13 protein-coding genes and 2 pseudogenes are annotated in these 18,796 nt (G+C 61.1%); 10 read left to right on the forward strand and 5 right to left on the reverse strand.

Annotated elements, in window-relative coordinates:
* A pseudogene (locus tag ACL9RI_RS20660) lies at positions 1 to 102 on the forward strand (IS1595 family transposase); the annotation flags it as partial.
* Positions 103 to 110: 8 nt separating this feature from the next.
* Here the strand turns inward: ACL9RI_RS20660 and ACL9RI_RS20665 are convergent.
* Positions 111 to 1,232 carry a metallophosphoesterase gene (locus ACL9RI_RS20665; protein WP_422728369.1) on the reverse strand — a complete coding sequence of 374 codons (1,122 nt, stop codon included), beginning with the start codon at positions 1,230 to 1,232 and terminating at the stop codon, positions 111 to 113.
* A 4-nt stretch (positions 1,233 to 1,236) separates the two neighbouring features.
* A complete protein-coding gene (locus ACL9RI_RS20670) occupies positions 1,237 to 2,055 on the reverse strand; it encodes a substrate-binding periplasmic protein (protein WP_422728370.1) in 819 nt (272 codons plus the stop codon).
* Positions 2,056 to 2,342: 287 nt separating this feature from the next.
* Here ACL9RI_RS20670 and hmpA point away from each other — a divergent pair, with 287 nt between their 5' ends.
* From hmpA to ACL9RI_RS20685, 3 genes are all read left to right on the forward strand, one after another.
* Entirely contained in the window at positions 2,343 to 3,524 is a 1,182-nt protein-coding gene (hmpA, locus tag ACL9RI_RS20675) for an NO-inducible flavohemoprotein (protein ID WP_422728371.1), read from the forward strand.
* A gap of 126 nt (positions 3,525 to 3,650) precedes the next feature.
* The gene (locus ACL9RI_RS20680) at positions 3,651 to 3,959 is read left to right on the forward strand and encodes a DUF485 domain-containing protein (protein WP_422728372.1); all 309 of its coding nucleotides are present in this window, start codon (positions 3,651 to 3,653) and stop codon (positions 3,957 to 3,959) included.
* Entirely contained in the window at positions 3,956 to 5,629 is a 1,674-nt protein-coding gene (locus ACL9RI_RS20685; RefSeq protein WP_422728373.1) for a cation acetate symporter, read from the forward strand. Before ACL9RI_RS20680 ends, ACL9RI_RS20685 begins: the two co-directional genes overlap by 4 nt.
* A 71-nt stretch (positions 5,630 to 5,700) precedes the next feature.
* Here the strand turns inward: ACL9RI_RS20685 and ACL9RI_RS20690 are convergent, their stop codons facing one another.
* A complete protein-coding gene (locus ACL9RI_RS20690) occupies positions 5,701 to 6,150 on the reverse strand; it encodes an RrF2 family transcriptional regulator (protein ID WP_422728374.1) in 450 nt (149 codons plus the stop codon).
* A 420-nt stretch (positions 6,151 to 6,570) separates the two neighbouring features.
* Here ACL9RI_RS20690 and ppc point away from each other — a divergent pair, with 420 nt between their 5' ends.
* From ppc to ACL9RI_RS20710, 4 genes are all read left to right on the forward strand, one after another.
* Positions 6,571 to 9,324, forward strand: a complete 2,754-nt coding sequence (ppc, locus tag ACL9RI_RS20695) for a phosphoenolpyruvate carboxylase (protein WP_422728375.1) — start codon at positions 6,571 to 6,573, stop codon at positions 9,322 to 9,324.
* A gap of 65 nt (positions 9,325 to 9,389) precedes the next feature.
* Positions 9,390 to 10,400 carry a type I glyceraldehyde-3-phosphate dehydrogenase gene (gene gap, locus ACL9RI_RS20700; protein WP_422728376.1) on the forward strand — a complete coding sequence of 337 codons (1,011 nt, stop codon included), beginning with the start codon at positions 9,390 to 9,392 and terminating at the stop codon, positions 10,398 to 10,400.
* A gap of 99 nt (positions 10,401 to 10,499) precedes the next feature.
* Positions 10,500 to 11,960, forward strand: a complete 1,461-nt coding sequence (gene pyk / locus ACL9RI_RS20705; RefSeq protein WP_422728377.1) for a pyruvate kinase — start codon at positions 10,500 to 10,502, stop codon at positions 11,958 to 11,960.
* Positions 11,961 to 12,042: 82 nt separating this feature from the next.
* The gene (locus tag ACL9RI_RS20710; RefSeq protein ID WP_422728378.1) at positions 12,043 to 12,513 is read left to right on the forward strand and encodes a nuclear transport factor 2 family protein; all 471 of its coding nucleotides are present in this window, start codon (positions 12,043 to 12,045) and stop codon (positions 12,511 to 12,513) included.
* Positions 12,514 to 12,528: 15 nt separating this feature from the next.
* Here the strand turns inward: ACL9RI_RS20710 and ACL9RI_RS20715 are convergent, their stop codons facing one another.
* On the reverse strand, positions 12,529 to 13,380 hold the full coding sequence (locus ACL9RI_RS20715) for an oxidoreductase (RefSeq protein ID WP_422728379.1): 852 nt from the start codon (positions 13,378 to 13,380) through the stop codon (positions 12,529 to 12,531).
* 109 nt (positions 13,381 to 13,489) lie between these two features.
* Between ACL9RI_RS20715 and ACL9RI_RS20720 the strand changes: the two genes are divergently transcribed.
* Entirely contained in the window at positions 13,490 to 14,425 is a 936-nt protein-coding gene (locus ACL9RI_RS20720) for a LysR family transcriptional regulator (RefSeq protein WP_422728380.1), read from the forward strand.
* 20 nt (positions 14,426 to 14,445) lie between these two features.
* Here the strand turns inward: ACL9RI_RS20720 and ACL9RI_RS20725 are convergent.
* A pseudogene (locus tag ACL9RI_RS20725) lies at positions 14,446 to 14,694 on the reverse strand (IS1595 family transposase); the annotation flags it as partial.
* Positions 14,695 to 15,065: 371 nt separating this feature from the next.
* Here ACL9RI_RS20725 and ACL9RI_RS20730 point away from each other — a divergent pair.
* On the forward strand, positions 15,066 to 18,785 hold the full coding sequence (locus tag ACL9RI_RS20730; RefSeq protein WP_422728381.1) for a PAS domain S-box protein: 3,720 nt from the start codon (positions 15,066 to 15,068) through the stop codon (positions 18,783 to 18,785).
* Positions 18,786 to 18,796: the final 11 nt, after the last annotated feature.

Below are 18,796 nucleotides of genomic sequence, written 5' to 3' on the forward strand. Positions count from 1 at the left end.
TACCTGGGCTGGCGCTGGATACTCGACGCCAGGCGCATCCTGTCCGCTGAAACATTATTGAAGGCAACCTTGGGAGAGTTCCCACACCTGACGGTGACATAGCCATTAAGCTAGGCGGCGACGAGCCGCAAGCGTGTAATTTCGGCTGGTGCGCCGATGCGTTTCGGCGGGCCCCAGTAGCCGGTGCCGCGGCTGACGTAAATCCATAGCTTGCCGCGCCGGTGCAAGCCGGCTACATACGGCTGCTGCAGCGGCACGAACAGATTCCACGGCCAGAACTGGCCGCCGTGGGTGTGGCCGGACAATTGCAGGTCATAGCCCGCCTGTTCGGCCGCTTCGGCGCTGCGCGGCTGGTGCGCCAGCAGGATGCGGGGTATGCCGGCCGGCGCGCCGGCGATGGCTGCCTGCGGATCGCTCGCTTGCGCGGCGTCAAAGTGGCCCGCGCTGTAATCGGTGACGCCGGCCAGCACCAGGCGCGCGCCATCGTGTTCGATGACGACGTGTTCATTCATCAGCGCCTGCATGCCCAGGCGGCGAAATTGCGCTACCCACGGTGCGGCGCCCGAGTAGTATTCATGGTTGCCGGTCACGAAAAAAGTGCCATGGCGCGAGCGCAATTCGCCCAGCGGCGCCGTATGCGCATGCAATTGCTCCACCGTGCCATCGACCACGTCGCCGGTGATGGCAATCAGGTCGGCATTGAGTGCATTGGCGCGCGCCACGATGGCGTCGACATAGGCGCGCTTGATGGTGGCGCCCACGTGGATATCGCTCAATTGCACGATGGTGACGCCCTGCAGCGCTTTCGGCAAGCCGGCGATCGGCACGTCGATCTCGCGCACGCGGGCCACGCGGCGCGCATTGATGAAGCCTACCAGGGTGGCAAGCAGGGCCAGCACCAGCACGGCCACCGAGGACGCTTCTGCGTGCGGGCGCGCCGGTGGATAAATCAAGACGATTTCACGCAGCAGTGTCAGCACGAACAGCGAGGAAAAAAATCCCATGCACAGCGAACCGGCCCAAGCCAGGCGGTCGGCCAGATGATGATCATTGGTGACGGCGCGCGCAAAGATCGTCATCGGCATCAGCATGGTCGAGGCCAGCAAGACCAGTGCGCCGAAGATCCAGCCGGCCGGACCGACGGGCAGGGCGGGCAGCAATAGCCATCCCAGCAGGGCGTGCAGGGCGCCCAGTATCATGGTGATGCGTAGCAAAGGTGTGCGTGTTTTCATGTGATTATTCCAGTGTTGGGACGCCCAGGTAGGTGGCGCTGATGCGCGCGAAAGTACCGTCCTGGCGCATGCGTTTCAGTTCCCGGTCAAAGGCCGCGGCCAGTGCCGGTGAAGCGGCGTTCTTGCGAAAGACGATGTAGGTATCGAAGCGCGCCAAAGGCGGCGCCAGCCTGCGGATATCGGCCAGTTTCAATTGTTTGAGCGTGTACAGGCCCACCGAGCTGTCGGCCAGCACGGCGTCGATGCGGCGCAGCGCCAGTTTCTGGAAGTTGGCCGTATCGGTAGGCACTTCGGCCAGCGTCCAGCGGCCTTGTGCGGCACCAATTGCGATGGCGTCGGGCAGGCGAAAACCCGCACGCACGCCGATGACTTTACCTGCCAGGTCGTCCAGTTTCGCGATGGTGGCGGCCTTGCCTTCCGGCTGGCGCACGAACAGTGCATATTCAGTCGGCTGCAGGGGCACTTTGCCAAACTCCAGGTATTGCTCGCGCGGCGACGTGCGGCTCATGGCAAACGCGCAGTCGACGCTGCCCTGGGGCTGGGCCAGTTCATTTTCCAGACGCCGCCAGGGCATGACGCGAAACTCGATGGCGATGCCCAGCCGCGTGGCCGCCTCGCGCAGGATATCGACGTTCAAGCCTTCGATATGGCCCTGGTTCAGCATCACATAGGGCACGAACACGTCGTCATGGCAGACCAGCCTGGCCGGCAGCGCTTCAGATATGGGCGCGGGCGCCGTCGCAGGTACCGGCACCGGCACGGTGGCCATCCTGGCCATGGCTGCCGGCGCCATGCCTGCGGCCAGCGCGGCGCAGGCCAGCACAGTCCTGATGCAAGAAAAGACAGGCGGATGTCCGCCTTTGATCAACGTTTGAAGCCGCAAAATAATCATCCCAGGTGGCTCGAAACGTTATCGTTTCGTACGCGCCGATTATAGCCGAAGCCTTATTTGGACAGGTTTATACGATGCTTATCTGGGGCTCCGGCATGAAATTTAAAGATGTAGATGTTTTGCATGTTTAAATAAATTCCTTTACACTGGGCGGGTCCACAAAGGCTGGCGGCCATCTTGCCGCAGCTTTCCATCACCGTTGTTTACAGGAGTTGCCCATGCTTAGCCCATCACATCGCGCCATCATCACCGCCACCGTTCCCATCCTTGAGCAGGGCGGCGAAACCCTGACGCGCCATTTCTATCAGAACCTGTTCCGCGACCATCCCGAAGTGCTGCCGTATTTCAATCAGGCACACCAGCACAGCGGCGAGCAGCAGCGCGCGCTGGCCAATGGCGTGCTGATGTATGCGCGCCATATCGACCAGCTCGAAGCGTTGGGCGGCCTGGTTTCCACCATCGTCAACAAGCACGTGGCCCTGCAGATACGCGCCGAACACTATCCGCTGGTAGGCGCCAGCCTGTTGCAGGCGATCCGCGAAGTGCTGGGGACTGAAATTGCCACCGATGCCGTGATCGAGGCCTGGGGGGCGGCGTATGGCCAGCTGGCCGATATCCTGGCCGGCGAAGAAGGGCGCATTTATGCAGCCCAGGCGGCAGCGCCGGGCGGCTGGCGCGGCGCGCGCGACTTCACGGTGGTGAGCAAGGTGGAGGAAAGCGCGGAAATCACCTCCTTCCTGCTGGCGCCCGTGGATGGCCAGGCCGTGCTCGATTTCAAGCCGGGCCAATATATCGGCGTGGTGGTGACGGTCGATGGTGTTCCCATGCGCCGCCAGTATTCGCTGTCGGCCGCCAGCAATGGCGAAACCTACCGCATCAGCGTCAAGCGCGAGCAGGGCGGCAAGGTATCGAACTATTTCCACGACAGCGTGCAGGCGGGCGACACGGTGCAACTGACGCCGCCTTCGGGTCAGTTCGTGCTGCGCGATAGCGACAAGCCGCTGGTGTTGATCAGCGGCGGCGTTGGCATTACTCCCGCGCTGGCCATGCTGACGGCAGCCCTGCGCGGCAAGCGCCCGGTACACTTCATCCACGCGGCGCGCCACCATGGCGTACATGCCTTCCGGGCGCAGGTCGATGCGCTGGCCGCCCGGCATCCGCAGCTCAAGCGCTTTTACTGTTATGCCGAACATGGCGAGGAAGGCGTGGCGCCCGATGCCGTCGGCTTGCTGGGTACGGAGTTGCTGGGGCAATGGCTGCCAGCCACGCGCGACGTCGACGCGTATTTCCTCGGGCCGCAGCCGTTCATGCGCGCCGTAAAGGCTTCCCTGCGTGAACTGGGCGTGCCGGAACAGCAAACGCACCATGAGTTTTTTGGCCCGGCGTCTGCCTTGAACTGACGCCACGTCGCCGCTCTTCCTTGCGCTGGAGAAAAATATTCGGCGTAAGGGGCGGGTAAGCCTTGCCCTGTAATGTGAAAACAAGCTCGCAAAAGAGCACGTTTTTTCATAACAGGAGACAACACGATGCAGGACGATCTGGTGCAACAAATCAAGGGCGACCCCAACTACCATCAACTGGTCAAGCTGCGTTCCCGCTTCGGCTGGGCGCTGACGGGACTGATGCTGCTGGTGTATTACGGTTATATCCTGCTGATTGCTTTTAACAAGGAATTTCTCGCCAGCAGGACCGGCGAAGGCGTGATGACGTGGGGCATGCCGATCGGCTTGTTCGTGATCGTGTTTACGGTGGTGATCACCGGCATTTATGTGCGTCGCGCCAACAAGCAGTTCGACGACCTGACCAGCGCCATCCAGGCACGGGTGCAGGCATGAGCGCCCGTCCGCAAGTGAAATACGGCCTGCCGCTTGCCGCCTTGCTCGCTGCCAGCGGCGCAGTGTGGGCGGCTGGTCCCGACCTGGGCCAGGCGCACCAGCAACCGACCAACTGGACGGCGATCATCATGTTCGCCATTTTCGTCATCTTTACCTTGTTTATTACCAAGTGGGCGGCCGCCAAGACCAAGTCGGCGTCCGACTTTTATACGGCCGGCGGCGGCATCACGGGTTTCCAGAATGGATTGGCGATTGCCGGCGACTATATGTCGGCTGCATCGTTCCTCGGCATTTCCGCCGCCGTGTTCCTGAACGGCTACGATGGCTTGATCTACGCGATCGGTTTCCTGGTCGGCTGGCCCATCATCACCTTTTTGATGGCCGAGCGCCTGCGCAACCTGGGCCGCTACACCTTTGCCGACGTGGCCGCCTACCGCTTCAAGCAGGCGCCGATCCGCATCTTTTCCGCCTCCGGCACCCTGGTGGTGGTGGCGTTTTACCTGATCGCGCAAATGGTGGGGGCAGGACAGTTGATCAAGCTGCTGTTTGGCCTGGAATACTGGATCGCCGTGGTGCTGGTCGGCACCCTGATGATGATTTATGTCTTGTTTGGCGGCATGACAGCCACCACCTGGGTGCAAATCATCAAGGCAGTGATGTTGCTGGGCGGCGCCAGTTTCATGGCCATTGCCGTGCTGGCACAATTCAATTTCAGCCCGGAAGCGCTGTTTTCCAAGTCGGTGGACGTGCACGCCACCAAGGAAGCCATCATGGGACCAGGTTCCTTCATCAAGGATCCGATCTCGGCCATCTCGTTCGGCATGGCGCTGATGTTCGGCACGGCCGGCTTGCCGCATATCCTGATGCGCTTTTTCACGGTGCCGAGTGCCAAGGAAGCGCGCAAATCCGTGTTCTGGGCCACCACCTGGATTGCCTATTTCTATATTTTGACCTTTATCATCGGCTTTGGCGCCATCGTGCTGGTCAGCACCAATCCCGACTTCAAGGATGCAGCCGGCAAACTGTTGGGCGGCAATAATATGGCGGCCGTGCACCTGGCCAAGGCCGTGGGCGGCAACGTTTTCCTCGGTTTCATGTCGGCCGTGGCGTTTGCCACCATCCTGGCCGTGGTGGCCGGCCTGACCTTGTCGGGCGCTTCGGCCGTCTCGCACGACCTGTACGCCACCGTCTTCAAGAAAGGCAAGGCGACCGGCGCCAACGAGCTGAAAGTATCGCGTTTGACCACTGTGGCGCTGGGCATTATTGCCGTGGTGCTGGGGATTGCATTTGAAAAGCAGAATATCGCCTTCATGGTCTCGCTGGCCTTTGCGATTGCCGCCTCGGCCAACTTCCCCGTCTTGTTCATGTCGGTGCTGTGGAAGGATTGCACCACGCGCGGCGCCACCATCGGCGGTTTCCTGGGCCTGATCACGGCCGTGGGCTTGACGGTGGTATCGAAATCGGTCTGGGTCGACGTACTGGGCCATGGCGAAGCATTATTTCCTTACGCTTCGCCGGCGCTGTTCTCGATGACGGCCGGTTTTGTCGGTATCTGGCTGTTCTCGATACTGGACCGCAGCCCCCGCGCCCGTATCGACCGGGCAGGGTACGAAGCACAGCAGATGCGTTCGGAGACGGGCATCGGTGCGGCGGGCGCGACCGCGCATTAAATTTCACCCAAAGCAATGACCGCGGTCGGACCTTAAGGTCCGACCCCGGTATTTTGCAGTTGGGGTAAGAATTACTTTTCCATGCGCAAAGGAATGACTCCGGGCGCCAGCGCAAGCGGCCTGGGTTCCAGGATCGACGCCAGGGTCACCTTGTCCAGCACGGCCAGGTAAGCCGCCGTGGCCTGTCCCAGCGCCGACTTCAGCTGGCAGCCCGGCGTGAGCGGGCAGGTATTGCTGTCTGGATTGAAACATTCCGCCATATAAAAATCACTTTCCGTTTCGCGCACCACGGTGCCGATATTGATCTCGGCCGGGTCGCGCGCCAGGCGCAGGCCGCCGTTGCGGCCGCGCACGGTTTCCACGATGCCGGACAAGCCCAACTGGTGGACTACCTTCATCAAGTGATTTTTCGAGATCGTGTGCAGGTCGGCGATGTCCTGGATCGTCACGAGCCGGTCGCGGTGCGTGCCCAGATACATCAGGGTGCGCAGGGTGTAATCGGTATAGGCGGTCAATCGCATGGGTGTTCCAGGGCGGTAAAGATGTGGATGACATCTTTGTTCAGGGCGCCAGCATACAGCAAAAGCAAGCCATGGCGTGACGGCGGCAGCGCGTCAGCGCCTCTTTTTCCGTCTTTTCCTTATCTGATTCATGCACACTGTCCTACGCAAAAAATGAAAAGACGATTGCTTTTCGCTCAGATGCGTAGTAAATTTTCATATTGTTGTAGTCATGAATCGATAGCCAGCCCAGTAATGTTGCTTTTCACTCGGTTGTCTTGATGAAAATCAAGGAGATTGCCAAACATTGAGGTAAATTTACTACATTGCGATGTCGATGACTCAAGGATGGGCGTTTTTCGTGACGAGAAGCGCGTGTGATGCAATCTGTGCGGTGCTGCTGTGGCTGCAAATGGGCGTTGTGCCCGTGGAATAAAACCGATGCAAATGAATGAAGTGAAAGACGAGCTGCTCAGCAGCGATATCCGTCAACTGGGCCGGCTGCTGGGCGACGCCATCCGCAGCCACCTGGGCGATCCCGCCTTCGACCGTATCGAGCATGTGCGCCAGCTGGCCATCCGCTTCCGCCGCGACCATGACGAAGCGGCCCGCGTGCAACTGTCGGATGCGCTGCAAGCGCTGTCGCAGGAGGAAACCACGCAACTGATACGCGCTTTCAGCTTTTTCTCGCTGCTGGCCAATATTGCCGAAGACCAGCACCACATCCGCCGCACGCGCGCCCACCTGATCGCCGGCTCGCCGCCGCGCCAGGGTAGCCTCAGCCATGCGGTTGGCAATGTGTTCGATGCGGGCCAGGCCGATGCGCTGGAAGCGTTTTTTAAAGACGCCTTCGTCAGCCCCGTGTTTACGGCGCACCCGACGGAAGTGCAGCGCAAGAGCATCCAGAATTGCCAGATGGCTATCGCCCGCCTGTTGAACGAGCGCGACCGCGTGCAAATGACGCCCGACGAGGCGCAGCAAAATGAAGAAGCGCTGGGACGCGGCATCGTGACCCTGTGGCAAACCCGTCTGTTGCGCACGACCAAATTGTCCGTGCTGGACGAAGTGGAAAACGGCCTGTCTTTCTACGATCACACGATTCTGAGCGAATTGCCGCAGCTGTATTCCTCGCTGGAAACCATGCTGGCCCAGCGCGATGCCCGCTGGGAAGATGCAGAATTACCTAATTTTATGAAAGCGGGCAGCTGGATAGGCGGCGACCGCGACGGCAATCCGTTCGTCACGGCCGATATCCTGCGCGCCACCCTGGCACGCCAGGCCGACAAGGTACTGGACTTTTACCTCGGTGAATTGCGCAAGCTGGCTTCGCAGTTATCCCTGGCGCAAAAACTCAATGGCGGCAGCGATGCGCTGCGCGCGCTGGCCGAAAGCTCGGCCGATACCTCGCCGCACCACGCCGACGAGCCGTACCGCCGCGCCTTGCACGGCATCCATGCGCGCCTGGAAGCGGCCCGTTTTGTCCTGTGTGCCAAGGGGAAATCACAAGAGGCGGTGGCGGCCTATGCGTCGGCCGCCGATTTGCTGGCAGACCTGGACGTGGTGCATCAGTCGCTGGTGGGCAGCGGCCTGCGTTCGCTGGCGCGTGGCCGCTTGCGCCAGCTGCGCCGCGCCGTGAAAGTGTTCGGTTTTTCGCTGGCGCCGCTGGACTTGCGCCAGAATTCGGACGTGCATGAGCGCGTCGTGGGCGAATTGTTTGCTGGCGTGCAACCTGGCCTGGTCTACACGGACCTGGATGAAGAGCAACGTATCAGCTTGCTGCTGACGGAACTGAGTTCGCCGCGCCTGCTGGTGTCGCCGTATGCGCAGTACTCTGAAGAAACCACCTCGGAACTCGACATCTTCCGCGCCATTCGTGAAGCGCACAGCCTGTATGGCCGCGAATCAGTGCCGAACTGCATTATTTCCAAGGCGGCCAGCGTGTCCGACTTGCTGGAAGTCGCATTGCTGCTGAAAGAAGTGGGCCTGCTGCGCCAGGACGCGCTGGAAGTCGATGTCAACATCATTCCTTTGTTTGAAACCATCGACGACTTGCGCGCCGGCCCTGCCATCATGGCGCGGGCCTTCGGCTTGCCGTTTTACCGTGGTTTGCTCGCGTCGCGCGCGGACCAGCAGGAAGTCATGCTTGGTTATTCGGACAGCAACAAGGATGGCGGTTTCCTCACTTCCGGCTGGGAACTGTACAAGGCCGAGATCGAACTGGTGTCGGTGTTCAAGGAACACCAGATCAAGCTGCGCCTGTTCCATGGCCGCGGCGGTTCGGTCGGTCGTGGCGGCGGCCCAAGCTATGAAGCCATCCTGGCCCAGCCGGCAGGCGCCGTACAAGGCCAGATCCGTTTGACGGAGCAGGGTGAAGTCATCACGGCCAAGTATGCGAACCCGGAAGTAGGGCGCCGCAACCTGGAAGTGCTGGTCGCCGCCACCATCCAGTCGACCTTGCTGCCGCAAGCGCAGTTGCAGCCGAGCGCATCCGCCAGCGCCGGCCACCTGGCGGCGATGGAAGAATTGTCGGGCACGGCCCTGAGCGCTTACCGTGCGCTGGTGTATGGCACGGCAGGTTTCGAGCAATATTTCTGGGAATCGACCGTGATCGCCGAGATTGCCGCCTTGAATATCGGCAGCCGCCCGGCCTCGCGCAAGAAATCGACTTCGATTGAAGATTTACGGGCCATTCCCTGGGTCCTGAGCTGGGCGCAATGCCGCTTGATGCTGCCGGGCTGGTTCGGTTTCGGTTCCGCCGTGCAAGCTTACCTGGCTGCCCATCCTGCGGACGGCGCAGAAGTGCTGCGCGGCATGTACCAGGATTGGCCATTCTTCACGTCCCTGCTGTCGAATATGGACATGGTGCTGGCCAAGAGCGATATCGCGATTGCCGGCAAGTATGCGGAACTGGTCAAGGATGAAGCCTTGCGCGTAGCCATCTTTACCCGTATCCGCGCCGAATACACGGCCACCCTGGAAGCCTTGAAACTGATCACGGGCCAGGAAGAATTACAGCAAGCCAACCCGCTGATGCAGCGTTCCATCCGCAACCGTTTCCCCTACATCGACCCGCTGAACCACGTGCAGGTGGAATTGCTGCAACGCTTCCGCGAAGGCAAGCAGGATGCGGCGGCACGCACGGGTATTCATTTGTCGATCAACGGGATTGCGGCAGGGTTGCGCAATAGTGGTTGATACTTTTACGTTTAACTAAGAATGGGGTCAGACCCGACGGGTCTGACCCCGGAAAAGGAGACAGCATGACCATCAAAGTTGCCATCAATGGCTATGGCCGTATCGGCCGCAATGTCTTGCGCGCTTTCTACGAAGGCGGCAAGCAGCAGGATATCCAGATCGTCGCCATCAATGACCTGGGCGACGCCAAGGCGAATGCGCATCTGACGCGCCACGACACCGTGCACGGCAAGTTTCCTGGCACCGTCACGGTGGAAGGCGAGCATATGATCGTCAATGGCGACCCTATCCGTGTGTTCGCGCAGCGCAACCCGGCGGAAATTCCATGGGGCGAATTGGGGGTGGACGTGGTGCTGGAATGCACGGGTTTCTTCACGACCAAGGAAAAAGCCTCGGCCCATTTGAAGGGCGGAGCGAAAAAAGTCATCATTTCCGCACCGGGCGGCAAGGATGTGGACGCCACCATCGTGTTTGGCGTGAACCAGCATGTGTTGAAAGCCACGGACACCGTGATTTCCAACGCGTCCTGCACCACCAATTGCCTGGCGCCACTGGTCAAGCCGCTCAACGACGCCATCGGCATCGAATCGGGCCTGATGACCACCGTGCACGCCTACACCAATGACCAGGTCTTGTCGGACGTGATGCATGAAGACTTGCGCCGCGCCCGTTCGGCCACGCATTCGATGATCCCGACCAAGACGGGCGCCGCCGCCGCCGTGGGCCTGGTCTTGCCGGAATTGAATGGCAAGCTCGATGGCTTTGCCGTGCGCGTGCCGGTCATCAACGTATCGCTGGTCGACTTGTCCTTCATCGCCAAGCGCGATACCACCGTCGAAGAAGTCAATGCCTTGCTGAAAGCAGCCTCCGAAGGCCCGCTGGCCGGCATCCTGACGTACCAGACGGAACCGCTGGTTTCCATCGATTTCAACCACAACCCGGCGTCGTCGAATTTCGATGCCACCCTGACCAAGGTCTCGGGCCGCCTGGTGAAAGTATCGTCGTGGTACGACAACGAGTGGGGTTTCTCGAACCGCATGCTCGACACCACGGTTGCCTTGATGGCAGCCAAGTAATTCGGCCTGAATGCAGGCAGCGCTGATCCAGCGCAACAGAACGGCTGGCCCACAAGGCCGGCCCTTGTAGCACGACTTATTAATAGAAAGCAGCACACCATGAGCACGCAAGTACAACAACGCGCCACCAAGATCGTTTCCACCATCGGCCCCGCTTCCAACGATATCGACACCCTGGTGCGCATGTTCAAGGCCGGCGTTGACGTCGTGCGCCTGAACTTTTCGCACGGCAAGGCGCAAGACCATATCGACCGCGCGCGCATGGTGCGCGAAGCGGCTGCCCTGTGCGGCCGCGAAGTGGCCATCATGGCCGACTTGCAAGGCCCGAAGATTCGCGTCGGCAAGTTTGAAGAAGGCAAGATTTTCCTGGAAAACGGCGACAAATTCATCCTCGACTCGAAATGGGGCGAGAACGGCGAGCTGGGCAACCAGGAACGCTGCGGTCTCGATTACAAGGAATTGCCACGCGACTTGCATGCCGCCGATGTGCTGTTGCTGAACGATGGCTTGATCGTGCTGGTGGTCGATAAAGTCATCGGCAGCGAAATCCACACGACCGTGAAAATCGGCGGCGAGTTGTCGAACAACAAGGGCATCAACCGCCAGGGCGGCGGCTTGACGGCGCCTGCGCTGACGGCCAAGGACATGGAAGACGTAAAAACGGCGATGAGCTTCCAGGCCGATTACGTGGCCGTATCGTTCCCGAAAAACGCCACCGACATGATCATGGCGCGCCAGCTGGCCAATATCGCCGGCGAAGCGTGGGACCATAAGCCGATGATGATCGCCAAGATCGAGCGCGCGGAAGCCATTCCTGCACTGCAGGAAATCCTCGACGCCTCCGACGGCATCATGGTGGCGCGTGGCGACCTGGCCGTGGAAGTGGGCAATGCGGCCGTGCCGGCCCTGCAAAAGCGCATGATCAAGATGGCGCGCGCCTCGAACAAGCTGGCGATCACGGCCACGCAAATGATGGAATCGATGATCGTCAACGCCGTGCCGACCCGCGCCGAAGTGTCCGACGTGGCCAACGCCGTGCTCGATGGCACGGACGCCGTGATGACCTCGGCGGAAACGGCGTCGGGCAAGTACCCGGTAGAAACCGTGGAAGCGATGGCGGCGATTTGCCTGGATGCTGAAAAATGGGATATCTGCAAGCTCGACGCCGATTTCCTGAACTCCACCTTCACGCGCATCGACCAGTCGATCGCCTACGGCGCGCTGTTTACGGCCCACCATCTGCGCGTCAAAGCGATTGCCACCCTGACGGAATCGGGTTCCACGGCATTGTGGATGAGCCGCTATAACATCGACATTCCGATCGTTGCCCTGACGCCGAGCATTGCCACGCGCCGCAAGCTGGCCCTGTACCGCAACGTCAGCACGGTGGAGCTGGGTTCCGGCACCGACCGCGACAAGGTATTGAAACAGGCCGAAGAACTGCTGCTGGAGCACAAGGTGGTCGAGAGGGGCGACACCATCGTGCTGACCTGGGGCGAGCCGATGGGCAAGGTGGGCGGTACCAATTCGCTGAAAATCACCAAGATCGGCCAGCACTGATCGATTGGGATGGGATTGCGCATGGCGTTCTGCTAAGATCGTCATGCGCCGGACCCTGCCTGCCGGCAGGAGAGTGTCCATCATGATGTTGCGTACTTTTTTAGCTGTCAGCTTTTTGGCGGTGACCGCCAATGCCGCCGCCGAAGCGACCCTGGAGCAAACCATCGTGGCGCTCGACGCCCAGGCCTTCGATGCTTTCAATCACTGCGCCGAACCGGGGCGCTTGCAGCAACATGCGAGCTTCTTTGCGCCCGATGTCGAGTTTTATCATGACCAGGGCGGCGTGACATGGAACCGCGACGCCATGCTGGCCAATACCCAGAAATATGTCTGTGGAAAATTTCGCCGCGAAGTCATCGCGCAGTCCCAGCGCGTTTATCCCATCAAGGATTTCGGCGCCATCGAGCAGGGCACGCACCGTTTTTGCCAGTTCGACACGGGCAAGTGTGACGGCCTGGCGGACTTCACGATCGTCTGGAAACAAAGCTCCGCCGGCTGGCAAATGACGCGCGTACTCAGTTACGGCCACCGCGAAAACACAGCGCAAAATTGAGTGGCGCAGGCGGGCCTACTGAGGTTCAGGAAAATCCGCCGATTCCGTTACATCGGCCCAGGCATCGAAGTTGCTGGTCAGCATATCGATTTTCTTGCGGGCGCCGGCCAGGGCGGCCTTGCCCAGCAGCAGGCGCAGCGGCGTATGCTCGGCCTCGACCGCCTTGACGATGGCGGCCGCCGCGCGCAGCGGGTCGCCGGGCTGCTTGCCGCTGTAGCCGCGCATCATGTCGATGCGGGCCTTGGCGCTGGCATGGTAATCGGCTATCGCTTGCGGTGCTTGGTTGGCGGAGCGGCCGGCCCAGTCGGTGCGGAAAGGCCCCGGTTCGACCAGCATGACTTTCAAGCCCATCGGCGCGACTTCCTGTGACAGCGATTCCGACAGGGCTTCTACGGCAAACTTGCTGGCGTTGTAGAAACTCAAGGCAGGGAAGGCTGCAAGGCCGCCCACCGAAGACAGGTTGACGATGGCGCCCGAGCGGCGTTCGCGCATTTGCGGCAAGACGGCGCGCGTCATGTTGGCCAGGCCCCACACATTAATTTCGAACATCTTGCGCACTTCATCGATGTCGCTTTCCTCCAGCGAACCGAAATAGCCGATACCGGCATTGTTGACCAGCACGTCGATATGGCCGAAACGGGCCTGTGCGGCCGCCACGGCGCTGGCAATCTGCTCGGGCCGGGTTACATCGAGTTCCAGCAGCAGAACCTGTTCTTCGTGGCCTGTTTGCAAATCTTCAATTTGCGCGCGGTTGCGCGCGGTGATCACGGTTGGGTAGCCGAGGGCCAGCACATGGCTGGCGATGGCGCGCCCGAAGCCGGTGGAGCAGCCGGTAATGAACCAGACTGGTTTGTTGTTGGTAGTCATGCAGATCCTTTGAATGGTGGGACGCCGAGCGTCATGTCATTATTGTGGGCGCCGCGATTACAAAGAACAATCTGTATAATCGGCACACCCTTTGAAATGAGATTGCATAATGACGCCCGACAGCCTCGACCGCCTGGGCCTGTTTATCCAGGTTGCACAAACGCGCAGTTTCAGCGCCGTGGCCAAGGCGGCCGGCATTTCGCCGTCGGCCGTCAGCTATGCCATCCGGCAGCTGGAAGCGAGCCTGGACTTGCGGCTATTTAACCGCACCACGCGCAGCGTCAGCCTGACGGAGGCGGGCGCGGATCTGTTGACGCGCCTGGAGCCTTTGCTGGGTGGCATCAATAGTGTCATGGCCGAGGCCAGGAAATCGGCGCATGAAGTGGCAGGGTTGCTGCGCATCAATGTGCCGCGCAGCGCAAGCCTTATGCTGGTCGAGCCCGTGCTGCGTGCTTTTCTGGATGCTTATCCGCAAGTGAGCCTGGAAATCATCATCGACAATGGCTTGACCGATATCACTGGCCAGGGTTGTGATGCGGGCATCCGTTTTGGCGATGTACTGGAAAAGGATATGCATGTGGTGCCGCTCAAGAGCGACCTGAAAGTGGCCATCGTCGCCAGCCCCGATTATTTGCGGCGGCACGGCACACCCCTGCATCCGGTTGACCTGGAACAGCACGAATGCATCCATTTTCGCCATGTTTCCTCGGGAACCTTGTATGCGTGGCGGCTGGAAAAGGACGGCGAGCAGCATCAACTGGCCGTCACGGGGCGCTTGATCAGCAATGATTCCATCCTGGTGCTGCAAGCGGCGCTCGATGGCGTGGGCCTGGCCTACCTGTACGAGGATTATGTTGTCCGCCACGTGGCCAATGGCCATCTGGTGCAAGTGTTGCAGGACTGGAGTCCATCGGAAGGCTTGTACCTGTACTACTTTAATCACCGCGGCATGCCACCCAAGCTGAGGGTGTTTATCGAGTTTCTGAAAAACGCCCACTTGCCCGGGCAGCTTGCCGCGCCGCGCGCCCAGGTTGTTGCTTCATGAATCAATGGCGTTATTGTTGGCTATGTCACCGTCAGATGTGGGAGCTCTCCCAAGGTTGCCTTCAATAATGTTTCAGCAGACAGGATGCGCCTGGCGTCGAGTATCCAGCGCCAGCCCAGGTAATTGGGCAGATAACGCGTGGCCACGCCATGAAAGATGCTGAGCCATCCTCGCAAGCGGCTGTGATACGCGTTGACGTTCTGTACGTGAACCGCGCCGCGTACGCGGATGCCAGCGCGCAAGTTGACGGCTTGATGGCTGATGCCCATCAGTCAGACCTCAGCTTTGCAGGCAGGTTCCCCTATTTAATGAGGACAGAACCTTATTTTTCGGATAATGGTCTTGCTGAAGTCCTATGAATATTTTCGTAAAGCAACTATACTCACGAGTTCTTGAAAAATCCTTGTCACGCTGGCCGCCCGTAACACGCGCCAGGGTTTGTATGCATTCCGCTTTTTCTGTCTGAAGAAGCCTACCCCGCGCGCCAGGCGAGGGCGTGATGACCGAGTCATCATCCGGTCGATTCTTTCCGTTGTTATTTTCGCTGTTTTGCCGCTTAGCTAATCAAGTGTGCAGGGCACCTGTGCCTGGTGGCACGTTCATCATCACGCTCACGCGTTACGACATTATGCTCAGTTCCATGTTTGAAGCTCCTTCCGCGACGTTGCCCACGATTTATGGCAGCCACGATCACATGCTGGTGCTGTTTTCCATCGCGATCGCCATCTTTGCTTCCTTCATGGCCTTGCAGATTGCCGGCATGGCGCGCAGCAGCGAACGCGGTTTCCAGCGCCAGACGGCCATCATCACGGGCGCCGTGGCGCTCGGTGGCGGCATCTGGTCCATGCATTTCATCGGCATGCTGGCCTTCGATATTTGCACGCGCGTCTCGTTTGACCCCAGCCTGACCCTGCTGTCGATGCTGCCGGGCATGGCCGCTTCCTGGGTGGCGCTGCACTTGCTGGCGCGGCCGCACATCAACGGGCGGCAACTGGTGGTGGGCGGCGTGCTGGTGGGCATGGGCATCGGTTCCATGCATTACAGCGGCATGGCTGCCATGCAGACCTCGCTGGCGCTGCATTATGATCCCGTTTTGTTCGCGTTGTCGCTGGTGGTGGCGATCGCCATGGCCATGCTGGCCCTGTGGATACGCTTCGGCTTGAATGCCCTGTGCCGCCGCCTGCCGCCGCTGACCTCTTTGCTGCTCAGCAGCGTGGTGATGGGCCTGGCTATTTCCGGCATGCACTACACGGGCATGCTGGCGGCGCGCTTTTCCGGCACGCCGGTGATGGGCGACAATACCTTTACCGTGCACGCTTCGTTCGTGGCGCTGGCCGTGGCCCTGATCACGGTGACCCTCACGGTCTTCGTGGCCGCCGCCAATGGCTTGCTGCGCTACCGCCAGTTGCTGCGCCACGCCAATGCCAGCGAATCGCGTTTGCGCGCCATCGTCGATACGGCCGCCGATGGCCTGATCACGATTGATGGACAGGGCAAGGTGCGCTCCTTCAATCCGGCGGCGGAAAAGCTGTTCGGCTGGCCTGAAGCCGATATTGTGGGACGCGAAGCGAGCTTGCTGCTGCAAGATGCCGACGCGGTGCGCTACCAGGGGTATCTGCGCGATTACCTGGCGACCGGGGTCTCGCATATCCTCGATAGCGGACGTGAACTGGAAGGGCGCCACCGCGATGGCGCCATGCTGCCGATACGCGTCGCCATCGGCAAGATCGATATGCCAGGCAAGCCCCTGTTCGTGGCCTTTGTCACCGACATGCGCTCTTCGCGCGACATGGCGCAGGCGCTGCAGGACAGCGAACGCCAGTACCGCACCCTGATCCGCAATATTCCAGGCGTCTCCTTCCACTGCAATTTTGCCCCCGACTGGCGCATGCTGTTCATCAGCGACGCCGTCTACAACCTGACGGGCTGGATGCCGGAAGACTTCATCGCCGGCCGGGTCGACATGTTCGACCTGGTGCATCCGGACGACCGCCAGCGCGTCAGCGACAACTGTCTGCAGGCGGCCAGCGAGAAACGCGATTTCGAAAACGTCTACCGCATCATGCACCGCGATGGCCGCGAGCGCTGGGTGCGCGAAAGCAGCGGCCCCGTGCTCGACAAGGACGGCGTGGTGCGCTGGATCGATGGCGTGATCCTCGATATCACGGAAAGCGAATTGCGCAATGCCGAATACGAGGGCAAGGTGACGGCCATCTCGCGCGCGCTGGCCGTCATCGAATTCGACCTGCATGGACAGGTGCTGGCCGCCAACGAGAACTTCCTTGAACTGGTCGGCTACAATCTTGATGAAGTGCTGGGGCAGCACCACAGCATGTTCTGTGAAGCCGCCTATGTCGCCACGCCCGCCTACCCGGCGTTCTGGCAGCGCCTGGCCAATGGCGAATTCGACGCGGCCGAGTACAAGCGCATCGGCAAGGGCGGCAAGCCGCTGTGGATACAGGCGTCCTACAACCCCATCTTCAATACGGACGGCAAACCTTTCAAAGTGGTGAAATTCGCCACCGACGTCAGCGACCGGCGCGCGATGCAGGAAAACCTGCGCGCCGCGAAAGACCGGGCCGAACTGGCGGCCGAGTCGAAGACCAGCTTCCTGGCCAACATGAGCCATGAAATCCGCACGCCGATGAATGCCATCATCGGCTTTACGGAAGTGTTGCTGGGTACTGCGCTCGACACCTTGCAGCGGCGCCACCTGACCACGGTGCGCCAGTCGGCCCGTTCGCTGCTGGAACTGCTGAACGATATCCTCGACACGGCCAAGCTGGAAAAAGGCGCGACCGAGCTGGAACTGGTGGACTTTTCGCTGCCGGACCTGGTCGACCACGTGGCCGCTTCGCTGCGCATCACGGCGCAGGCGCGCAACCTGGCGCTGCATGTCGACTACGATCCCGGCATCGGCCAGTTCTTCCTCGGCGACGCGCGGCGCATCCAGCAGGTGCTGACGAATCTGATCGGCAACGCCGTCAAGTTCACCGAAGCGGGCCATGTGCGCGTGGCGGTCGACATGCAGGGCAGCCTGGTGCATATCGCCGTGCACGACACGGGCATCGGCATACCGGCTGACCGCCTGGAAAAAATCTTCGCGCCGTTCACGCAAGCCGATTCCTCGATGAGCCGCCGCTTTGGCGGCACAGGGCTGGGCACGACGATTTCGCGCCAGCTGGTCGAACTGATGAAAGGCACCATCACGGTGGAAAGTACCCTGGGCGAGGGGAGCGTGTTCCACGTGCTGCTGCCGCTGGCGGCGGGCAAATCGGTCCTGCGCCGCAGCGAACAGCCGGTGGTGGCCCTGCCGCCGCTGCGCATTTTGGCCGCCGATGACGTGCCGCAGAACGTCGAACTGCTGCTGATCAGCCTGGGCGCGGCCGGACACCAGGTGATCGCCGCCAGCGATGGCGAAAGCGCCGTGCGCGAATACCGCACGGGCAGTTTCGACATCGTGCTGATGGACGTGCAGATGCCGCGCATGGATGGCCTGGAAGCGACCCGTTTGATACGCGTGCATGAACGCGAACAGGGCTTGAAGACGACGCCGATCATCGCCCTGACGGCCAGCGTGCTGGAACAGGACCGGCGCGCGGCGCAGACAGCGGGCATGAATGGTTTTGCCTCGAAACCGCTGGAAATGCACAAGCTGACGGCGGAGATCGCGCGCCTGCTCGATATCACCGTGCCGGCGCCGCAATTGCAGGCCAGCGCTGCAGCAGGCGCAGCAGCGGGAACGGGAACGGAGCAGATCGACTGGCCGCGCGGCGTTGCCCTGTGGGGCAGCCATGAAGCGTTGCGGCGCGCCATCTTGCGCTTCGTGCAGGCCAACGGCGACTGCGCGCGCCTGCTGGCGGCTGAACTGGCGCGCGGCGACACCAGCGTGGCGGGCCACTTGCTGCACCGCGTAAAAGGCGCAGCCGCCAACCTGTGCCTGCCGCAGCTGGGCAGCATCCTGGCGCGGCTGGAACAGGCCATTTCGCGCGAGAACGATGTGGCCGGATTGCTGGCACAGCTGACGGCGGCCTTCCTGGCGCTGGGGGCGGAGCTGGCAGACGGAGAAAACCATGAGGCCATGCTCGAACTGCCGCAGGCGGATGCGCCGGTACTGGACCGCGTGGCCGCCGATGGCCTGCTGCGCCTGGCCATCGCCAGCCTGGAAGGCGGGCAGCTGGACGACGCCCTGATGACGCAAATTGCCGCCTTGCTGGCGCCGCATGGCCAGCAGCGCCAGTTGCAGGCGCTGGGCACGGCCGTCGATGATTTTGAATTCGCGCGTGCCGTGGCCGTGCTGCAGGACATGCAGGCATGGCTGCGGGAACAGGCGCCGGCGCAGGGCACCCTGGCTGACTGAATATGGTAACA

Source organism: Janthinobacterium sp. Mn2066 (assembly GCF_049319705.1).
GTDB lineage: Bacteria > Pseudomonadota > Gammaproteobacteria > Burkholderiales > Burkholderiaceae_D > Janthinobacterium.

What these genes read in the sequence shown, in the direction of transcription:
- ACL9RI_RS20665 (WP_422728369.1), bottom strand. Translation starts at nt 1,232, where the DNA reads ATGAAAACACGCACACCTTTGCTACGCATCACCATGATACTGGGCGCC.
- hmpA (WP_422728371.1), top strand. Translation starts at nt 2,343, where the DNA reads ATGCTTAGCCCATCACATCGCGCCATCATCACCGCCACCGTTCCCATC.
- ACL9RI_RS20680 (WP_422728372.1), top strand. Translation starts at nt 3,651, where the DNA reads ATGCAGGACGATCTGGTGCAACAAATCAAGGGCGACCCCAACTACCAT.
- ACL9RI_RS20685 (WP_422728373.1), top strand. Translation starts at nt 3,956, where the DNA reads ATGAGCGCCCGTCCGCAAGTGAAATACGGCCTGCCGCTTGCCGCCTTG.
- ACL9RI_RS20690 (WP_422728374.1), bottom strand. Translation starts at nt 6,150, where the DNA reads ATGCGATTGACCGCCTATACCGATTACACCCTGCGCACCCTGATGTAT.
- ppc (WP_422728375.1), top strand. Translation starts at nt 6,571, where the DNA reads ATGCAAATGAATGAAGTGAAAGACGAGCTGCTCAGCAGCGATATCCGT.
- gap (WP_422728376.1), top strand. Translation starts at nt 9,390, where the DNA reads ATGACCATCAAAGTTGCCATCAATGGCTATGGCCGTATCGGCCGCAAT.
- pyk (WP_422728377.1), top strand. Translation starts at nt 10,500, where the DNA reads ATGAGCACGCAAGTACAACAACGCGCCACCAAGATCGTTTCCACCATC.
- ACL9RI_RS20710 (WP_422728378.1), top strand. Translation starts at nt 12,043, where the DNA reads ATGATGTTGCGTACTTTTTTAGCTGTCAGCTTTTTGGCGGTGACCGCC.
- ACL9RI_RS20715 (WP_422728379.1), bottom strand. Translation starts at nt 13,380, where the DNA reads ATGACTACCAACAACAAACCAGTCTGGTTCATTACCGGCTGCTCCACC.
- ACL9RI_RS20720 (WP_422728380.1), top strand. Translation starts at nt 13,490, where the DNA reads ATGACGCCCGACAGCCTCGACCGCCTGGGCCTGTTTATCCAGGTTGCA.
- ACL9RI_RS20730 (WP_422728381.1), top strand. Translation starts at nt 15,066, where the DNA reads ATGTTTGAAGCTCCTTCCGCGACGTTGCCCACGATTTATGGCAGCCAC.